At 57.2% G+C, this 17640-nt stretch carries 16 protein-coding genes; 10 read left to right on the top strand and 6 right to left on the bottom strand.

What is annotated here, in order from left to right; translation table 11 throughout:
• Entirely contained in the window at positions 1-519 is a 519-nt protein-coding gene (locus TU76_RS06935) for an Hcp family type VI secretion system effector (protein ID WP_019824892.1), read from the bottom strand.
• A 462-nt stretch (positions 520-981) separates the two neighbouring features.
• Between TU76_RS06935 and TU76_RS25075 the strand changes: the two genes are divergently transcribed.
• The 5 genes from TU76_RS25075 (at position 982) to TU76_RS06955 (ending at position 6190) form a co-directional block, all read left to right on the top strand.
• Positions 982-1140, top strand: coding sequence for an IS3 family transposase (locus TU76_RS25075; RefSeq protein ID WP_019824890.1), 159 nt, complete (start codon positions 982-984; stop codon positions 1138-1140).
• 256 nt (positions 1141-1396) lie between these two features.
• Entirely contained in the window at positions 1397-2908 is a 1512-nt protein-coding gene (locus tag TU76_RS06940; RefSeq protein WP_048351342.1) for an efflux transporter outer membrane subunit, read from the top strand.
• 31 nt (positions 2909-2939) lie between these two features.
• Complete coding sequence (locus TU76_RS06945; RefSeq protein ID WP_019824886.1) at positions 2940-5126, top strand: FUSC family protein; 2187 nt, start codon at positions 2940-2942, stop codon at positions 5124-5126.
• Entirely contained in the window at positions 5116-5316 is a 201-nt protein-coding gene (locus TU76_RS06950) for a DUF1656 domain-containing protein (protein WP_016781859.1), read from the top strand. Before TU76_RS06945 ends, TU76_RS06950 begins: the two co-directional genes overlap by 11 nt.
• Before the next feature lie 10 nt (positions 5317-5326).
• Positions 5327-6190: an efflux RND transporter periplasmic adaptor subunit gene (locus TU76_RS06955; RefSeq protein ID WP_019824883.1), complete on the top strand. Its 864-nt coding sequence runs from the start codon at positions 5327-5329 to the stop codon at positions 6188-6190.
• Positions 6191-6297: 107 nt separating this feature from the next.
• On the opposite strand, the gene TU76_RS06960 is transcribed toward TU76_RS06955, so the two are convergent.
• Together TU76_RS06960 and TU76_RS06965 are read right to left on the bottom strand one after the other, a co-directional pair.
• The gene (locus TU76_RS06960; RefSeq protein ID WP_046809944.1) at positions 6298-6693 is read right to left on the bottom strand and encodes a hypothetical protein; all 396 of its coding nucleotides are present in this window, start codon (positions 6691-6693) and stop codon (positions 6298-6300) included.
• A 13-nt stretch (positions 6694-6706) separates the two neighbouring features.
• Positions 6707-7930 (bottom strand): MFS transporter, encoded by a 1224-nt coding sequence (locus TU76_RS06965; protein ID WP_048351343.1) that lies wholly within the window; start codon positions 7928-7930, stop codon positions 6707-6709.
• Between the two features lie 109 nt (positions 7931-8039).
• Here TU76_RS06965 and TU76_RS06970 point away from each other — a divergent pair, with 109 nt between their 5' ends.
• A complete protein-coding gene (locus TU76_RS06970) occupies positions 8040-8924 on the top strand; it encodes a LysR family transcriptional regulator (RefSeq protein WP_046809694.1) in 885 nt (294 codons plus the stop codon).
• A 117-nt stretch (positions 8925-9041) separates the two neighbouring features.
• On the opposite strand, the gene TU76_RS06975 is transcribed toward TU76_RS06970, so the two are convergent.
• The 3 genes from TU76_RS06975 to yaaA all read right to left on the bottom strand — a co-directional run bounded on the left by TU76_RS06975 (position 9042) and on the right by yaaA (position 11224).
• Positions 9042-9866 (bottom strand): SDR family oxidoreductase, encoded by an 825-nt coding sequence (locus TU76_RS06975; RefSeq protein WP_019824875.1) that lies wholly within the window; start codon positions 9864-9866, stop codon positions 9042-9044.
• Positions 9867-9876: 10 nt separating this feature from the next.
• Positions 9877-10341: a hypothetical protein gene (locus TU76_RS06980; RefSeq protein WP_048351344.1), complete on the bottom strand. Its 465-nt coding sequence runs from the start codon at positions 10339-10341 to the stop codon at positions 9877-9879.
• Positions 10342-10444: 103 nt separating this feature from the next.
• On the bottom strand, positions 10445-11224 hold the full coding sequence (gene yaaA / locus TU76_RS06985; protein ID WP_046809697.1) for a peroxide stress protein YaaA: 780 nt from the start codon (positions 11222-11224) through the stop codon (positions 10445-10447).
• Between the two features lie 212 nt (positions 11225-11436).
• Here yaaA and TU76_RS06990 point away from each other — a divergent pair, with 212 nt between their 5' ends.
• The 4 genes from TU76_RS06990 to TU76_RS07005 all read left to right on the top strand — a co-directional run bounded on the left by TU76_RS06990 (position 11437) and on the right by TU76_RS07005 (position 17635).
• Positions 11437-12555, top strand: a complete 1119-nt coding sequence (locus tag TU76_RS06990; protein ID WP_048351345.1) for a polysaccharide deacetylase family protein — start codon at positions 11437-11439, stop codon at positions 12553-12555.
• Between the two features lie 261 nt (positions 12556-12816).
• Positions 12817-14211: a PhoH family protein gene (locus tag TU76_RS06995; RefSeq protein WP_019824867.1), complete on the top strand. Its 1395-nt coding sequence runs from the start codon at positions 12817-12819 to the stop codon at positions 14209-14211.
• 539 nt (positions 14212-14750) lie between these two features.
• Positions 14751-16820, top strand: coding sequence for a type VI secretion system tip protein TssI/VgrG (gene tssI / locus TU76_RS07000; RefSeq protein ID WP_048351346.1), 2070 nt, complete (start codon positions 14751-14753; stop codon positions 16818-16820).
• Positions 16817-17635, top strand: coding sequence for a DUF4123 domain-containing protein (locus TU76_RS07005; protein ID WP_048351347.1), 819 nt, complete (start codon positions 16817-16819; stop codon positions 17633-17635). The genes tssI and TU76_RS07005 overlap by 4 nt, the downstream gene beginning before the upstream one ends.
• Positions 17636-17640: the final 5 nt, after the last annotated feature.

Consider the following 17640-nt stretch of genomic DNA (forward strand, 5'->3'; position numbering starts at 1 on the left):
TCAGCCTGCGACAGGGGTGCGCCAGTCATCAGAACCGGAGGTGCCGGATACTTCGTGGGTCCAGGTAATTTTACGGTAGGTGAACTCAACGTCTTCCAGATGGGTGAAGTGTGAGTTCGACGGGTCCTGGCAGTTATGCATGTAATCCTTGATGTCGACGATGATCGCGTCTTCGAGTTTGGTGGTGAAGTAGTGCTCTTGAGTACCCGCTGCCGAGGTGCGATACCACTGGATGGTAATCTCAGTCAGGCGCTCGCCGGAGGTCAATGCAGCCAGCAGCAGCGGCGAGGACTTGTCGAACACCTTGGTGATTTTGACAGGCTTGTGAACGCGTTGGCCGGTCGGTTGACCCGATTGCGGATCACGGGGAATGATCACTTCGTGGCTAAAGCCCTGAACCATGACCTGGTCTTCATGACCTTCCTGGTAGGTGTTGCCGACCGAGTCAGCGGTGAAAGCACCGGCGGTGATCAGGCCCTGCTTGGTACCCGTGATGGACATATATGCTGGCGTAGCCATGAATGCTCTCCTTGCTGAGAATATAGGGACCCACAGGCATGTTTGCGCTGCAGGTTCCAAAACAATCATCAAGGTTTATGCCAACTAAATTAAGTCCTTGGATTATCAATGACTTGCATTCAAAGTCTTAGGCTTTACTAATTAGTGATATAAGAATTATCAATAAAAGTGCGCAAGAAGTTGCGCACTGCTGCGCAACTTCTTGCGCACTTGTCTGTTAGTGTTTAAGTGCGTGCCCTGTAGAGATTTATTCACAGGGTTATCCACACTTCAATGTGCAACTTATGGCGCATGATGTCAGTTCAACATTGCGCACTTTAGTCTCCATAAATATCTGTCGTGCAGGAAGTATCTTCGTGATTTTTAGGCGGGTCCTGCATGTTTGTCTATTGCGATGAGTGTGGTGGACTAATTTTCCCGGCCACCCCGGTAAGTGGAAATGCACGTATTGAGGCGTTCTCCATGACCGACAAGCGCAAAGTATTCGACGATAGTTTCAAGCTGGAAGTCGTAAAGATGATCAAGGATCGGGGCCTGAGTGTTACGCAGGTTTATCGTGATCTTAATCTTGGTGATATGGCTGTTCGACGCTGGGGCCGCCCGGGATCGGAAAGCTGCTGACCTCAGAGCAACACCGTAAGTAATGTACCGCTTGGTTCGGCAGCTGCTACCGACCCCTTACGAGCGGGGATGGCGTTGAAATCACCTATTGAGGTGTCCGGAATTAACTCACCGCGACAGTACTTCAGGCCTTCCCCAACGGATTATCCCAAGAACGGTAATAAAGATTCACATTTATGCCCGCTTATCGTAGTGCCTGCCAAGCCATAGACTTCTCTATCTCAAGTATCCCCCTCCTTTTCAGGAATTTGCAGCAGTGCAGCGTCGCATCAGCAGAGAGCTTAAAGCCCTCAGTGTTCTGGCTTTATCGTTAGCATTAAATGGCTGCATCGGTTTTGGTGGTATTGCGCCCAAGGGCACGATGTTGCCAGCCAATGCTCTGGCCACCGACGAGGCGATTCAAAGCGCCGCGAAAGACGCAGACTGGCCCAAAGCCCAATGGTGGCACGCTTACGGCGACCCGCAACTGGATCACTGGATCAGTCTGGCTGTTCAGGGTAGCCCAACCATGGCAATGGCCGCGGCCCGAGTGCGTCAGGCCAGGGCGATGGCGGGGGTTGCCGAGTCGGCTGAATCATTGCAAATCAAAGGTGAGTCGACCCTTAAGCGGCACAACTGGCCATCGGACCAATTCTATGGCCCGGGCGCGCTGGACAACTCCACGACCTGGGACAACAACGCAGCACTGGGCTTCAGCTTTGCGCTGGACCTGTGGGGCCGCGAAAGCAATGCCACCGAACAGGCACTGGACATGGCGCACATGAGTGCAGCCGAGGCGCGCCAAGCCCAGCTCGAACTGCAGAACAATGTGATTCGCGCCTATATCCAGTTGTCCCTGCACTACGCCCAGCTCGACATCATCGAATCGACCTTGCATCAGCAAGAACAGATCCTCGATCTGGCGCAAAAGCGCCTGGACGGCGGCATCGGCACACACTTTGAGGTCAGCCAGGCACAAGCGCCGCTGCCCGAGATCCATCGCCAGATCGACGCCCGGGAAGAAGAAATCGCCCTGACCCGCAACCAATTGGCGGCGCTGGCCGGTAAAGGCCCGGGCGAGGGCGCACGGCTGACGCGGCCGACCCTGGCATTGGGGACCGCACTCAAACTGCCATCGGCCTTGCCCGCGCAACTGTTGGGGCAGCGTCCCGACGTGGTCGCCAGTCGTTGGGAAGTGGCGGCGCAGGCCCGAGGCATCGATGTCGCCCATGCCGGTTTCTACCCCAATGTCGATCTCGTTGGCAGCATTGGCTTTATGGCCACCGGTGGTAGCGCGCTGGGCTTTTTGACCGGCAAGAAGCTCAATTACAACGTCGGCCCGGCAATCTCGCTGCCGATTTTTGATGGCGGTCGCCTGCGCTCCGAACTGGGCGTGGCGTCCGGTGGTTATGACATGGCCGTGGCCAAGTACAACCAGACGCTGGTGACGGCGCTCAAGAACATTTCCGATCAGTTGATCAAGCGCGAGTCGATGGAAAAGCAGCAGGTGTTCGCCGCCGAATCGGTTCAAGCGGCTCAGAAAACCTACGACATCGCCATGGTCGCGTTCCAGCGTGGGCTGACCGACTACCTCAACGTACTGAATGCACAAACTCTGCTGTTCAAGCAGCAGCAGATTGAGCAGCAAGTCCAGGCTGCCCGCCTGAGTGCCCATGCCGAGCTGGTAACAGCGCTGGGTGGCGGTCTTGGGGCTGGTTCTGATGTGCCCAAGGATGATCGCTATGCCCCTGACAAACCCCCGGCCGTCATGGCGCTGTTCAATCACTAAACCCCTGATGGCTAATTTTGAGAGCCTGTAGATGAACCACTTGCCCGCCCCGGTACGCTGGCTGTATTCCCTGGAATGGCGCCGTGGCTTTTTTGACTGGGCACGCAGCGATGGCGTGACCTGGGTGCATATTTTCAAAGTGCTGGTCGCGGCCTTTTTGACCCTGTGGCTGGCCATGCGTCTTGAGCTGCCGCAACCGCGTACGGCGATGATCACCGTGTTTATCGTGATGCAGCCGCAAAGTGGCCAAGTGTTCGCCAAAAGCTTTTACCGGTTTTTGGGCACGCTGACCGGCTCGGCGGTGATGGTCGCGCTGATCGCCCTGTTTGCACAAAACACGGTGCTGTATCTCGGCGCCATGGCCATCTGGGTGGGTATCTGCTCGGCCGGTGCTGCCCGTTGCCGCAACTTTCGCGCCTATGGCTTTGTGCTAGCCGGCTACACCGCAGCGATGGTTGGCCTGCCTGCCCTGGCGCACCCGGACGGCGCCTTTATGGCTGCGGTGTGGCGAGTGCTGGAAATCTCGCTGGGCATCCTGTGCGCCACAGTGGTCAGCGCCGCCATTTTGCCTAAAACAGCAGGCGCGGCCATGCATGACGCGCTGTATAAACGCTTTGGTGTGTTTGCCGGTTTTGTTGCCGAGGGCTTGCGCGGCCAGTCTTCTCAGGAAGCCTATGAAGCCAGCAACGTGCGCTTTATCGGTGAGAGCGTAGGGCTGGAAGGCATGCGTAGCGTGACGGTGTTTGAAGACCCGCACATGCGTCGTCGCAGTGGTCGCTTGAGCCGTCTGAACAGTGAATTCATGGCCATCACCACGCGCTTCAATGCCTTGCACCAGTTGCTCGCACGATTACGCAGCCGTGGTGTGGTGGACGTGGTGTCGGCCATTGAACCCGAGTTGGAAATGCTCGCTCAGTTGCTCGACACCTACGCCGGTCGCTCGATGACAGATAAAGACGCGGCTTTGCTGGCCGAGCAACTGGATGCGTTCAAGGCGAGCCTGCCGGGGCATGTCCGTGCACTGCGGGTGAAGTTCCTGGAAAGTGAACCCAGCTCATCGGACTTTCTGGACTTCAACACGGCGTATGAGCTGTTGTTCCGCTTTGTCGACGACTTGCACAACTACGCCTTGACCCACGCCTCGCTGGCCGATCATACCCACGAGCGTGAGCGTTGGGACCAGCCCTTTATCTCGCAAACCAACTGGTGGTCTGCTGCTGCTTCGGGGATTCGGGCCGCATTTATTCTAGTGGTGCTTGGCACCTACTGGGTAATGACCGCCTGGCCTAGCGGCGCCACCATGACCTTGGTCGCGGCTGCCACTGTGGGCTTGTCAGCGGCCACGCCGAACCCCAAACGCATGGCGTTTCAGATGGCCTGCGGGACCTTTATCGGGGCGCTGGTGGGCTTCGTTGAAATGTTTTTTGTACTGCCGTACATCGATGGTTTCCCGCTGTTGTGCCTGGTGCTGACGCCGGTGATTGTATTCGGCTCGTTCCTGACTTCGCGGGCCAATTACGCCGGTGTCGGCCTGGGGCTGCTGATTTTTTTCAGCATCGGCTCGGTTCCCGACAACCTGACGATCTATAACCCGTACCAGTTCATCAACGACTACATCGCCATGGTGCTGGGCATGCTGGTCTGTGCTGCTGCGGGGGCAATTATTTTACCGCCTAACAGTCGCTGGTTGTGGAGCCGTCTGGAGCAGGATCTGCGCGAGCAAGTGGTGTACGCCATCAGCGGCAAGTTGCGTGGTTTGAGCTCCAGTCTGGAAAGCCGTACCCGTGATCTTATGCATCAGGCATATGGCCTGGCAGCCGGTAACCCGCAGGTACAGCGTGAACTGCTGCGCTGGATGTTTGTGGTGCTGGAAGTCGGCCACGCGATTATCGAGCTGCGCAAAGAGCAGGCGATTTTGCCGGTTCACCCGGCTTACGCCGAAGCTCAGCCGTGGCGTCAGGCCATTCGGGTGATGGGGCGGGCACTGGTCCGGCTGTTTATCGCCCCCAGCGAAAGCAATCTGGAACGTGCGCTGATTGCCGTCGATCACGCCATCGGCCGGGTGCAGTCCACCGACGAACCTTTTGCCCGCAACTTCGACACCTCGGCGCTGGTCCGGGTGCAAAGCTACCTGCACTTTATCCGTACTTCACTGCTCGACCCGCAATCGCCGCTGGCCGTCTACGCCCAGCCGCAAGGACTAGAACATGCCTCGTGAAATCGCCTTCCACGGCGTCTACATGCCCACCATGACCCTGATGTTTTTTATCGCGGCAGGGTTGGCATGGGGCTTTGACCGACTGTTTTCCGGCTATGACCTGTACCGCTTCTTCTGGCACCCGGCGCTGCTGCGCCTGAGCCTGTTTGCTTGTCTTTTTGGCGCCATGGCGCTCACTGTTTACCGTTGAGACCGATCCGATGAAAAAGTTCTTCAGCCTGCTCGCCACCTTGCTGGTTTTGGCCCTTGCGATATGGATCGGCCGAACCCTGTGGGTTCATTACATGAACACCCCGTGGACCCGTGATGGACGGGTGCGGGCCGACATCATCAACGTCGCGGCCGACGTTAACGGCTATGTGGTCGGCGTACCGGTCAAAGACAACCAGTTGGTGAAAAAGGGCGACGTGCTGCTGGAAATCGACCCTGAGCACTATCAGATCGTGGTCAAGCAGGCACAGTCGCTGGTGGCATCGCGCAAGGCGACCTGGGAAATGCGCAAGGTTAACGCCCATCGCCGTGCCGACATGGACAACCTGGTGATCTCCCGCGAGAACCGTGACGACGCCAGCAACATCGCCGACTCGGCCCTGGCCGATTACCAGCACGCTCTGGCTCAACTGGACGCTGCTCAGCTCGACCTCAAACGCACCAAAGTGCTGGCCACGGTCGACGGTTACGTGACCAACCTCAACGTGCATCGCGGTGACTATGCGCGGGTGGGTGATCCGAAAATGGCAGTGATCGACAAAGATTCGTTCTGGGTTTATGGCTTTTTCGAAGAAACCAAACTGCCGCATATCCGCGTGGGCGACAAAGCCGATCTGCAAATGATGAGCGGCGAAGTATTGAAAGGTCACGTGGAAAGCATCTCGCGCGGCATTTACGACCGCGACAACCCTGAGAGCCGTGAACTGGTGGCTGACGTAAACCCTACGTTCAACTGGGTTCGTCTGGCGCAGCGGGTGCCGGTGCGCATCCACATTGATGAAATCCCGGATGGCTTCCTGCTGGCAGCGGGTACGACGTGTACGGTGATCGTGGCGCAGGAAAAAGCAGAGTAACCAAGGTCGGCTCAACTTTGGTGGGAGCTGGCCTGCCAGCGATTCAGGCGGGAGGTGTTTCAGACACGCCGCATGATGCCTTCGCGAGCAGGCTCGCTCCCACGGTTTTAATCCGCGATGAACGTCTCATGCAAATGCCGCCACAGTACCTTGCCGCTGGCGTCTTTCTCGAATACCACGGTGGCGCGGCGGTCGGTGCGGTTGCCGTTATGCTCTTCCTGCAGCTCGCGGTAACTGACCACTGCACCGCCCGCGTGCAGGGCAATACCCTTGAACTCGCTGAGGGTGATGTTCAGGCCCGGGCGCGCACCGCGCAGTTGTTCAAACAGTGCTTCAACGCCATCGATATCCAGCACTGTGCCGCTGGGTGCAATCATCGAAAACTGCGGCGAAAAACGTCCCAGTAGAACTGGCAACACGCCGGGCTCCAGCCCGGAAAACCAGCCTTCGATTTCGACGTGGGTTTCGGTTACCAGGTCGAAGTAGCTCGCATAATCAGTCATCAGAATCTCCAGGTTAAGGTGCAAGCAAGGCCAGCACGCGGGGTGTATCAAGGCGCAAAACGGGGACAAGCGGCACCAGCGTCAATGCACAACCGATGGCAAAGCATAGGGCAAAGGCGTGGGGCGTCGAGGTGATCGCGGTCAATGCACCAAACAGAGCCATCATCAGTGCCGGGCCGAGCAAAAAACTCAACTGGCGGTTGATGTTAAACAGCGCGCTGGCATGACCCATGTGCTCGGGTGAGATGTCGATAAACGCCGTGTTCTGCGCGGTACTGCTGCTTAGACTGCCGCCAAAACCCATCAGTGCGTACAGCGCCATTGGTAGCCAGGTGCTGGAGTCATCGATCTGGATCAGCAGGGCAATGCCCACGGCTTGTGCGCTCATGCCCAACAGCAACAAGGGCTTGGGGCCAAGGCGGTTGAACTGATAACGGCTCAATGTGATGCCCAGCACAGAAGCCAGCGCCCAAGGCAGCATCAGCGCCCCGGTTTGCGTGGCGCTAAAACCTAGCTGGTGCAGATACAAAATACTCACCAGTTGCGTGCCGATAAAAATTCCGGGAATAAACAGGTAAGTCAGCATCGCCACTCGCAGCAGCGGGCCTTTGAGCAAGCGGCCCATGTTGATGGCTCCAGTCCGTACGCGGCGATAATCCAGAGGTGACGGGTTGTCTGGGCGTGGCTCTGTTTTCAACCAACACCCGGCTAACAGTAGCGTGATCAAGGCCAGCGGCAGGTTGGCGTAAAACACCCAGCGCCAGGACAGCGCTTCGACCATCCAGCCTCCCAAGGCGGGTGACAGCGCGGGTACCAGCAGGGCGACCAGTAAAATCACCGAGGTCAGGCGTGCACGGTCGCGGATCGGAAAGTGTCGATAGGCCATGGCCTGACCGACCGGTATCAACAGCCCGCCCCCCAATCCTTGAAGCAGGCGCCAGCCTATCAGTGCCTCGATCGAAGTTGCCCGGGCCACGCACCACGACGCAACACTGAACAGCACCAGTGAAAGTACGATCAGGCGTTTTTCGCCAACTATCTGTGTCAACCATACGCTGGGCATAATGATCAGGATTAGACCGAGCATGTAGGCATTGCCGATCCAGGCCAGTTGACCGACCGACGCCTGTAACTCCTGACTGATGTCGGGATAGGCAATTGAGGCGGCGAACATGTTGACCAGATCCAGCGCAAAGCCCAGCAGGTACACCCATGCGATTTTGTTGCGGTAAGCCATGGTCGGCTCCTTGAGAGGAGATCGCACAGTAAGCAGCTTTTGCGTGTGGAGGAACCGTGCGCCTGCTGCTAGATTGTCAAAATTATTTTGACAATGGGCAGGATTTCCCATGGTTAGCCTCGATCGATTCGACACTTTCAAAGCGGTGGTCGAAGCCGGATCCCTTACAGCAGCTGCCGATTTGCTGGGGCAAACCCGTGCCGTGGTCAGTTTTAATATCAAGCGGCTTGAGGCCGAACTGGGTGTGACCTTGCTTACACGCAACACCCGGAGGCTGGCCCTGACCGAGGCCGGTGAGCGCTTTTATCTGCGCTGCCTGAGCATGCTGGAGGCGGCCCGACTGGCGATTGACGAAGCCCGCAGCGAACACACCGAACTCAAGGGCACCCTGCGCATCACCACCACGGTGGAATATGCGCTGGCCAAGGTGGTGCCAGCACTCGAGCTGTTCCGCACCTTGCATCCCGATCTCAATGTGCATCTGTCGACCTCCTCGACCCACGCGGACCTGATCTCGGAACGTTTTGATGTGGCCTTGCGACTGGGCCGCGTGCTTGATTCCAGCCATCGTGCCGTGCAATTGAGCACTTTCGAGATTCTGCCCGTGGCGTCTCCGGCCTTTATCGCCAGCGTGGCGCCCATCAACAGCGTGCAAGGCCTCGAGCAAACACCGTGGCTGGAGCATGGGCGGGTAGGGGAGTTGAATATTACCGAGACCAGCAGTGGCCTGGTCAGGCCTTACCAGCCCAACCCTTCGCGGGCGCGGATCAAGGCGGAGAATTCATCGGTGCTGCAGGCTTTTGCCCTAACGGGGCAGGGGGTGGCGATCTTGCCTGACTGGCTGATCGAAGAGGACTTGCAGGCCGGCCGACTGGTGCGGTTGTTGCCCGAATGGCAACTGACCCGCCAGGGGGTTTATGCGCTGTACCCTGACACCCGCCATTTGCCGCTAAAAGTGCGGGTGTTCATCGATTTCATGAAGGGCCATGCTTGAACGTGGTTTCGCAGGCACTGTGGGAGCGGGCTTGCTCGCGATACAAACACTGCGGTCCTTCAGGAAAAACGAGGAGATGCCATCGCGAGCAAGCCCGCTCCCACAAGTACCAGAGCATCACAAGGATGCGTTCAGCCCGAACCGTCTCATCAGGATCTTTTGCAGCAAGCGGCGGGGTACCAGCGCGGCCAGCAAGGGCAAGGCCCGGCTGCCATTGCCGTGACGCAACAGTATTGGCGGAACAGGTTTTTGTACGGCCTTGAGCACCGCTTCAGCGAAGTCTGTTGCCGGGGTGGGGTTGTCTTGCGAGGCTTTGGCCCTGGCGCGAATACCCTCACGCACGGGCCACCAGGCGGACTGCTGGTCGATTAGCTGTTCGGCCTGGGCACTGGCATTTTTGGCAAAGTGGGTGTCGATAGCGCCCGGCTGCACTTCCAGCACCCGAATGGCAAAAGGTGCCAGCTCCATGCGCAGGGCATCGCTCAAGGCATGAACGGCGGCTTTTGAGGCGCAATAGGCCCCGGCAAACGGGGTCACCAGTACACCGGAGACACTGCCGATATTGACCACCAGGCCCTTGCTGCGGCGCAGCGCTGTAAACAGGGCACGAGTGACACCGACCACGGAAAAAACATTGGTTTCAAACTGCTGTTGCAGGCCCTCGACGCCGCCATCCAGCAACGGACCCATGGCGCCGAAACCCGCATTGTTGATCAGTACGTCCAGCCCGCCACCGTCTTGTGTCAGGCGTTCGGCCAGCTGTGCCAGCGCCAGCGGGTCATTTACGTCCAGCTGGACCGCGTTAAACCCCGCTGCGGCCAATCGGGCCACATCGTCAGGCTTGCGGGCGCTGGTCCACACCTCATGACCCGCCGCCTTGAAGGCGTCGGCCAAGGCGCGACCAATACCGCTGGAGCAACCGGTGATCAAAACACGGAGCATTGAAAAATCCTTAGTTGGAAAAGCTGCCTTGCAGACGCTCTGCACGGAACTCGAGGGTTTGCGCACGATAACCGGCACGCAGGGGGGGCATCGGCAGGCAGTCCTGCCAGCTTGCTCCGGGTTGCAGCTCGCCAGGCCCTCGGTAGCGCGGGGCGGTGTAGAGGTTGTCGGCAAGGTTGACGGTATCGCCGGGTGCATAGGCCGCGATGCGCCAGCCGAGTTCGACCAATGGCACGGTGTTGCGGTTTTGCAGCGTGAGTTGCAGTGGCCGGTCTGCCGGGCACTGCACAGGGTCATAGACGATACGCAGCTCCAGGCGTGCCAGTTGTTGAGATTCGCGATGATCCAGCCACGCCACCGATATGGCCACTAGCGCCAACCCGATCAGTGCTGCCATCGACACCGGGAAGGCTTTGGACGGATAACGCAGCAGCAGGATCAGCCACGTGATGATCAGTAGAACGCCGATAAGCATGACGCTCCCCTCACAGAAAATGAACGTACATCCTACTGAAGCTTAGATGCCAATGGCGAGGGCGCATGTTCACTGCAACTGGGGTGCATCAGCATGAGGGGGCTTATTCGGGAGCGTGGTCACGCAAAAACACCAGCAGGTCGGGCTTTGACTGCTCTGCGCTGAAACGATAACCCTGCTCATCGAACTGCTTGAGGTGATCGGGGTTGTTGATGCGTTCCTTGATCACGAACCGGCTCATCATCCCGCGGGCTTTTTTGGCGTAAAAGCTGATGATCTTGTGCTGACCGTTTTTCTGGTCCTTGAACTCGGTGTTGATGATGCGTGCGTTCAAGGCTGACTTTTTGACTGCCGAGAAGTACTCATTGGACGCCAGGTTGAGCAACACGTCATCGCCTTGCTCGGCCAGCGCTTCGTTGAGCCACTCGCTGATACGGGTGCCCCAGAACGCATAGAGATCCTTGCCGCGGGCATTGGCCAGTTTGGTCCCCATCTCCAGGCGATACGGCATCATCAGGTCCAGCGGACGCAACAGGCCGTACAGCCCCGAGAGCATGCGCAGATGGGTTTGCGCGTAGTCGAAGTCCGCCTCGTTGAAGTCCACGGCGTTGAGTCCGGTGTACACATCACCCTTGAACGCCAGCAGTGCCTGCTTGGCATTTTCGGGGGTGAACGCGGGTGTCCAGCTGCCGAAACGCGCTGCATTGAGGCCTGAAAGCTTGTCGGACAAGTGCATCAGCTCGCCAATCTGTTGCGGGCTCAGTTCGCGTAATTGCTCGATCAGCTCCTGGGAATGGTCCAGGTAGTGCGGCTGGGTGAAACGCGCAGTGGCCGGCGGCGTCTCGTAGTCGAGGGTTTTAGCGGGTGAAATCACCATCAGCATGAGGTCGTCTCCTTTTAGCGTCGCAGGGATTCTAGGGGGTTGGGCGGTTTGACTCCACCTATGACGGTGATAGGCACTGCGCAAAGTTAGTGGGCGCGAGCGTGAATGCAATGTAAATAACCCAGTCCTTCAACAGAACTGTGTTGATGCGATCGCGAGCAAGCCCGTTCCCACAGGTATAGTGCGAGCAGTTTTTACTGGGAGATTGACCCGTGCGCATCGCTCTTTTTTTCTCGGCCTGGCTGGTGTGTCTGGGGGCAGTTGCAGCCCCCAATGAGCCAGCGACCCTGGATCGCAGCACCTGGCCCGAGCAATTGATCAGTCCAGCTTTATTCGATGTGGCCTCACGGGCTGAAATTCTCACCTTCGCCCACGCCCTGCTGGCCAGCGAAGCGCTGGATGAAAACGCCCTCAAGCAGCGCCTGGGCCTGAAAATCATCAACCTCGATGCCATTGATAGCGTGCGCAAACGGATGTGGCAGCGACTGTTGACCAACTATAACTTTGCCCAGCAAAGCTGCGATCAGGACGCTTCATTTTGCTATTACGTCGACGGCATGGACAGTCTTCGTGAGCAGGCAGGCAAGTTTGCAATCGCGGATGACTCTTTTTACGTAACCTGGGCTGAGCCAAGCCGTGAATTCCACCAGCGTTATCTGGATGAACAACTGCGCAAGGCCGCGCTGTTTCCGCAAATCAGCAGCGAAATAGAGCTGTTCGGCGAGCAGGAAAGCAACGGAGACGGGATGCATGACCGGTTGTTTATGCTGACCTTCGACAGCGGTCCCACCCAATTGCCCGGCACTACCGATTGGTTGACCGATTACTTGCGCAAGCAGTCCTTGAGTGCGAGGTTTTTTGTGCTGGGCAACAGTGTGCAGGTGCGTCTGGACAAAGGCGGTGAGCAGGCGTTGCAAGCGCTGTACAAGGGGCAGTGCGTAGGTGTGCAGGGATGGGAATATCGCTCTCACAGCCACTGGCAGGATTGGCAGGACTCGATTTTGCGCAGCACTGCCTTGCTCAAGCAGGTTGTGCCGCTCAATTACGTGCCTCTGTTTCGCCCGCCCTATGGACAGCGTCGGGCAGACAGCGGGGCGTTTTTCGAGGCGCAGGGTTTGCAGGTGACGCTGTGGGATATTGATGCCCAGGACATGGCAGCCAGCCTTAGCGCTGAACAGTCAGCACAGCGGGTGTTGAGTCTGATGTTGCTCTGGCGTCACGGTGTGATTGCCTTTCACGACACTCAGGACAAGGTGCGCACCGCATTACCCTGGTTGCTCAAGGCGACGGCGCAAAGTGGCTTGGGGTGGGAAGATTGCGAAGTGCTGTAGAAACATACGGTTAATACATGACTTTAGTACCGCTTTCGACATCCGCCAAGGCTATTCGTCATTCAAAAAAATAAAGTGCTGAATCGGTAAAAAAGCTTTTTTTTGTCACACATTTAGGAGTATTACGAAGACAGACGGCCGAAACCTGCAACACAGGTGGCGTCTTCCAAGACCCATCGGGCAGGTTATTTACGGCAGTCACTTCGAGGCGCAGCACTGTTGCGGTATTGCGTCGACTGGCTCCCACAAAGGTGACCGAGTATGGATGATCACGGACGCACTCCTTCTTCCAACCAGCCAATCCTTTATGTACTCGATACCAATGTTCTGATTCACGATCCAAACGCACTGCTGAACTTCGAGGAGCACCACGTCGCCATCCCCATGACGGTGCTCGAAGAACTGGACAAGCTCAAAACCGGCAAATTACTGGTGGCAGCCGAGTGTCGTCAGGCCATCCGTTTGATCGATCAGTTACTGGGGGTTGCCTGCCCTGAAGACGTCGAAAAGGGCGTGCCGATCCAGCGTGGCAAGGGAGCGCCCAAAGGCTTCCTGTCGATCATGATGAGCAAGCGCCGAGAGCCTAACGCGCTGTTGCCCGAAAACCTCAACGACAACATCATCATCAACCAACTGATTGACCTGCACGCTCGTGAGCCGCAGTTGCGTGTGGTGCTGGTCACCAAAGACATCAACATGCGCCTCAAGGCTCGGGCCTGCGGGATCGAGTCCGAGGATTACAGCACTGACCAACTGGTTGACGACGTTTCGATGTTGTCGCGCGGTTATCACACCATGACCGGCTCGTTCTGGGACCGGGTCAACAAGGTCGAAACCCGTCAGGGACATGGCCGTACCTGGCATCAGGTTCAGATGAACGAAAATCTGCCGGCAGTGCACATCAATGAATTCATCATCGATGAGCAGGGCTTTGTCGGCTGGATCAAAGAGGTACGCAAGGATCAATTACTGATTCTGGACATGCATCAGGAACCGTTGCTGCATCAAGAAGCCTGGGGTTTGAAGCCGCGGGATATTTATCAGGGGCTGGCGCTGTTTGCATTGCTCGACCCGGATATTCATCTGGTCAACCTGTCGGGTGCGGCGGGCTCGGGTAAAACCATCCTGGCACTGGCGGCGGCGATTGAGCAAACCATGGTCAGCAAGCGTTACCGGCGGATTATCTGTACCCGCAGCGTGCAGGGCCTGGATCAGGAAATCGGGTTCTTGCCGGGTACCGAAGCCGAGAAAATGGAGCCTTGGCTGGGAGCCATCACCGACAACCTCGAAGCCCTGCACATGGATGATGAAAACACTCACGGCAGCGTCGACTACATCCTGAGCAAGGTGCCTTTGCAGTTCAAATCCCTGAACTACATTCGCGGTCGCAGCTTCCAGCAAAGCCTGATCTTGATCGATGAGTGCCAAAACCTCACACCGCACCAAATGAAAACCATCATTACCCGTGCGGGCGCCGGTTCCAAAGTGGTGTGCCTGGGCAACCTGGCGCAGATCGATACACCGTACCTGTCAGCCACCAGTTCGGGGCTGACCTACCTGACGGAGCGTTTCAAAGACTTCCCCAACGGCGTGCACATCGCGCTGCAAGGGGTGCCACGTTCGATTCTGGCCGAATACGCCGAGTCTCACCTCTGACATTGCCTGTTTAACCCTGACCCGGGCGGCCTTGAGCCGCCCGGTTGCGTTTAGACACAGTAAGTACCAAAGATGCAGATTTAACGGCCGCTGGGCCGTCGACAACAGCTTTTACTCCTTGTCAGTGACTACAAAAATACCCCCTCAGCACTCGATCCGCACAGTGCCCTTAGGCCCGCTGCGGCACGACAAAATCTACCCTTTGGTAATGTCTTAAGTGTGCAATTTGTTGCGCACTTAAATGGGGATAACCATGTGGATACATTGCTGCAGGCCAAGCAGTTAGAACTCTGTAGACGGGTGCGCAAGAAGTTGCGCAGCAGTGTGCAACTTCTTGCGCAACTTCTGGGTTTTTCACTGATTTAACTGAAAAGGATTTAATCTCGGATGATGTAACTATCTGATAGCTATATTGATTTATATAGTTGGTACTAATCTTGTATGGTAATTGGGCGCGTCACACTAGTTTTTCTCCGATAGAACTCATTATTTCAAAGGTTTTGAGGCCCGCATTCAAAATCCCACTCAAGGGTAAGCGTATGTTCGTATCGGCCAACATGGCACATTTCTCGATACAAATTCCCGCCGTTCGCAACGACTTCAAAGTGCTCTCTTTTAACGGTGTTGAAGCCATCAGCCAGCTCTACGCAATTGGGGTTGAACTGGTCAGTGAAAACCCCGATATCGCTCTTGAAACATTGCTAAGTCAGTCTGCGTATCTGCAATTTGGCCACAATGGCGAAGGCATTCACGGGCGCATCGAAGATATTTGCGTGGGCGAAGTCGGTAAGCGCCTGACCCGCTACCATTTGACCCTGGTGCCGGCACTCCACTATTTGCAGTTCAGCTACGACCAGCGAATTTTCCAACACCACAGCGTGCCGCAGATCATCGCCAAAGTCCTGCAAGGCCATGGTATTCAGGCTGACGCATTTACTTTTAATGTCCGCACCAGCCCTGTGCGCGAGTACTGCACTCAATACGGCGAAAACAATTATTTATTCCTGCAACGCTTGTGTGCCGAAGACGGTATTGCCTGGCATCACCAACATACGAAAGACGGCCACCTGCTGGTATTCACTGACAGCCAAGCTTACTTTCCTGCGTTGGGCGAAACGCCCTACCGGCAAGGCACCGGAACCGTGGCCGATTACCCGGTGGTTGAACAGTTTTCCCAACGCTTCAGCACACGTACCAGCACCGTTACCCGCCGCGATTACGACCTGACACGGCCGAGTCTGCTGATTGAAAACACCTTCACTGCCGAGTTCACGCCAGCGCTGGAGGATTACCACTATCCGGTTCTGATCGGCACCGAACATCGCGGCCGACAGTTGGCCCAGCAAGCCCTCGAACGCCACCGAACCGACTACCAATTGGCCGAAGGCAAAAGCGATCAGCCCGCGTTGCGCAGTGGTCACTTGTTCACCCTGAGCGAACACCCGCGCAAAGCCTGCAACGACCTGTGGCTGTTGCTCAGCGTGTACCACGAAGGCAAGCAGCCTCAGGCGCTGGAAGAGTCGATCATCAGCGATTTAAAGCCCGCTGACGGCTTCACTCAGGGCTACCATAACCATTTCAGTGCGATACCGTGGGACGTGTTCTTCCGCCCACCCCTGCCACCCGCCCGCGCGCCACTGGTCGCGCAAACCGCCCGCGTGACCGGCCCCCAAGGTCAAGAGATTTATTGCGACGAGCTAGGACGGGTAAAGATTGAACTGCCCTGGGACCGAGCTGAACTCAACAGCGAAAAAAGCAGCTGCTGGGTCAGAGTTTCATCCAGCTGGGCCGGGGAAAACTTCGGCGCCGTGACGATCCCGCGCATCGGCATGGAAGTGGTCATCAGCTACGAAGAAGGCGACCCGGACAAACCGCTAATTACCGGTTGCGTGCCGAATCAGGCTAAACCGGTGCCTTATCTGCTACCGGCGAACAAAACCAAAACCGTGCTGCGTAGCCACAGCTCGCCCGCGAGTGGCGGCTACAACGAGCTGTCGATTGAAGACCGGGCCGGGCAGGAACTGATCTACCTGCGTGCGCAGCGCGACATGGAGCATGTGATCCTCAACGACATCGACACTAAAGTCGGTAATGACCGCCGCGAACAGGTCACCCGAGACAGCCACAGCCTGATCAGCAACGACCGTTTTGAACAAGTCGACAACAACAGCTCCAGCCTGATCAAGGGTGACGAACTGCACACCACCCAAGGTCTGCGTAACACGGTGATCGGTGGTAACGAGCTGATCAGCATCACCGGTAACAGCAGCACTACGGCAGACGGTACCTGGGTGATTCAGGCCGGTAGCCAAGCGCACCTCACCGCTCCCAATGTAGTGGTTAATGCAAGCATGAACCTCACGTTGGCAGCGGGTGGCCAACACATCGTCATCAGTGCCGCCGGCATCTTCAGCAGCGTACCCCTCGTCGTGGGCGGCGCACCGGCTGTGGGAGTAGGGGCCACGCCAGCGGCTTCGATGCTTCCAGTAGTGACGGCGGCGTTAGTTGCACCCTCATTGCCCGCGCAAACCACAGCAGCAAGACAAGCCGCTCAACAGGCCACCTCTATTTGTGCGGTGTGCCAGAAGATGGAGGCATTGAGCGTATGAGTCAGGCGTACCTGTTACTTGATAGCACCCAAATAGACAACCTGGCGCATCGGTTGTTTGAGGTCGCGCCCAGCGTGCACTTTCATTCCCTGTATCAACGCACCGCCTACAGCGCACTGGATGAAGTCAGCCCAGTGCTGGTTCCGGTGACCCTCAACAGCCCTCTGGCTCAGACCTTTACCGAGCAGTGGAGCGCCACGGCGGGGATCTGGCTGGAGTCGCTGGCTGATGAAAAAACCGTTGTCGAACATGTGCGCAGCCTCATCCATGCCCGCGTCGAGGGCGAGGTCACGGTGTTATTTCGTTTCTACGACCCTCGGATTACCGCCTTGTGGCTAGCAGAATTGCCTGCCCATGAGCGCGCCCCCTTGATGGGACCAATACAGTTAATACGGTTGCCGCATTCAGTGATTCATCAGCCCCAACCTGATCAGCCCGCTGCGCGGTATGCAGACACGCCCTGGCTGGTTCTGCGCGCCGAACAACTGGCTCACTTGAACAGTGCCAAGCAACAGAGCTTTGCCCAGCGCTTAATCGACCATTGTGAAACGTACTTTCCCGACTATCTGCAAGGTCAGGACATGACCGCAGAACAATGGGTCGCTCACTGCCAGAACACTGCCGAGCGATACGGTTACAGCGCCGCCGATGAGATTTTTTTGTGGGCGCGCTTTCAGGCTGTGCTCGGGACGGACTTTCCTCAAGGCCCGGCCCATGGCGCTTATCGTCTGATACTGGCTGAGCCCGGTGTAACCCCCGAACAACGTTTGGACAACCTGAACACCGAGCTGACATACCAGTTGCTCACCAACTAGGAACC

The organism is Pseudomonas psychrophila, from assembly GCF_001043005.1.
GTDB lineage: Bacteria > Pseudomonadota > Gammaproteobacteria > Pseudomonadales > Pseudomonadaceae > Aquipseudomonas > Aquipseudomonas psychrophila.

Coding starts and splice junctions, on each gene's coding strand:
- TU76_RS06935 (WP_019824892.1), bottom strand. CDS start 519: ATGGCTACGCCAGCATATATGTCCATCACGGGTACCAAGCAGGGCCTG.
- TU76_RS25075 (WP_019824890.1), top strand. CDS start 982: ATGACCGACAAGCGCAAAGTATTCGACGATAGTTTCAAGCTGGAAGTC.
- TU76_RS06945 (WP_019824886.1), top strand. CDS start 2,940: ATGAACCACTTGCCCGCCCCGGTACGCTGGCTGTATTCCCTGGAATGG.
- TU76_RS06950 (WP_016781859.1), top strand. CDS start 5,116: ATGCCTCGTGAAATCGCCTTCCACGGCGTCTACATGCCCACCATGACC.
- TU76_RS06955 (WP_019824883.1), top strand. CDS start 5,327: ATGAAAAAGTTCTTCAGCCTGCTCGCCACCTTGCTGGTTTTGGCCCTT.
- TU76_RS06960 (WP_046809944.1), bottom strand. CDS start 6,693: ATGACTGATTATGCGAGCTACTTCGACCTGGTAACCGAAACCCACGTC.
- TU76_RS06965 (WP_048351343.1), bottom strand. CDS start 7,930: ATGGCTTACCGCAACAAAATCGCATGGGTGTACCTGCTGGGCTTTGCG.
- TU76_RS06970 (WP_046809694.1), top strand. CDS start 8,040: ATGGTTAGCCTCGATCGATTCGACACTTTCAAAGCGGTGGTCGAAGCC.
- TU76_RS06975 (WP_019824875.1), bottom strand. CDS start 9,866: ATGCTCCGTGTTTTGATCACCGGTTGCTCCAGCGGTATTGGTCGCGCC.
- TU76_RS06980 (WP_048351344.1), bottom strand. CDS start 10,341: ATGCTTATCGGCGTTCTACTGATCATCACGTGGCTGATCCTGCTGCTG.
- yaaA (WP_046809697.1), bottom strand. CDS start 11,224: ATGCTGATGGTGATTTCACCCGCTAAAACCCTCGACTACGAGACGCCG.
- TU76_RS06995 (WP_019824867.1), top strand. CDS start 12,817: ATGGATGATCACGGACGCACTCCTTCTTCCAACCAGCCAATCCTTTAT.
- tssI (WP_048351346.1), top strand. CDS start 14,751: ATGTTCGTATCGGCCAACATGGCACATTTCTCGATACAAATTCCCGCC.
- TU76_RS07005 (WP_048351347.1), top strand. CDS start 16,817: ATGAGTCAGGCGTACCTGTTACTTGATAGCACCCAAATAGACAACCTG.